The following is a 1,020-nucleotide window of genomic DNA, read 5'->3' as shown; positions in this document are numbered from 1 at the left end:
GCATCGCCGACCAGCACCGGCACGATATGGCTCGGATTGGGCACATGCGGAATGCCGTTCTGGTCGAGCAGCGCCCGGAGCTTGCGCACCCGGTCCTGATGGCGGGCCCGCTCGAACTGGCTGACCTTCAGGTGCTGGATCGAGGCGACCGCACCGGCCGCGAGCGCCGGCGGCAGCGCCGTGGTGAAGATGAAGCCGGAGGCAAACGAACGGATGAAATCGCAAAGGGCTGCCGAGGCGGCGATATAGCCGCCCATCACCCCGAAGGCCTTGCCGAGCGTGCCTTCGATCACCGTCAGCCGGTCCATCAGCCCCTCGCGCTCGGCAATGCCGCCGCCGCGCGGGCCGTACATGCCGACCGCATGCACTTCGTCGAGATAGGTCATCGCCCCGTATTTGTCGGCGAGGTCGCAGATTTCCTTGATCGGGGCGATGTCGCCATCCATCGAATAGACGCTCTCGAAGGCGATCAGCTTCGGCGCCTTCGGATCGGCAGCGGCCAGCTTGGCTTCGAGATCGGCGACGTCATTGTGCTTCCAGATCACCTTGCCACACTTGGCATGGCGGATACCCTCGATCATCGAGGCATGGTTCAGCGAGTCGGAGAAGATGATCAGGCCGGGGATCCTGGCGCCGAGCGTGCCGAGTGCCGCCCAGTTGGAGACATAACCCGAGGTGAAGATCAGCGCCGCCTCCTTGGCATGCAGATCGGCCAGTTCCCGTTCGAGCATGACGTGATGGTGGTTGGTGCCAGAAATATTCCGGGTGCCTCCCGCACCCGCGCCACAGTGGTCGATGGCGGCCTTCATCGCCTCGATCACCTTGGGGTTCTGGCCCATGCCGAGATAGTCGTTGGAGCACCAGACCGTGACTTCCTTTTCGCCATCGGCCGTATAACGCGTCGCGCGCGGGAAATTGCCGCGGTGGCGCTCGAGATCGGCAAAAACGCGGTAACGGCCCTCGGCATGAAGCCCGTCCAGCTCGTTTTTGAAAAACGCTTCGAAATCCATCATCTGCTCC

The 1,020-nt window shown here is 63.3% G+C and carries 1 protein-coding gene; it reads right to left on the bottom strand.

Annotation, left to right across the window (positions count from 1 at the left end):
• Positions 1 to 1,010: 5-aminolevulinate synthase (hemA, locus tag AF337_RS31540; protein WP_049735244.1), on the bottom strand; the 1,010-nt coding region annotated here is incomplete at its 3' end.
• Positions 1,011 to 1,020: the final 10 nt, after the last annotated feature.

The organism is Rhizobium ecuadorense, assembly GCF_001187535.1.
In the GTDB taxonomy this organism is placed as follows: Bacteria; Pseudomonadota; Alphaproteobacteria; order Rhizobiales; family Rhizobiaceae; genus Rhizobium; species Rhizobium ecuadorense.
The sequence above is the reverse complement of the archived record's forward strand: the minus strand, read 5'-3'. Positions and strand labels throughout refer to the sequence as shown.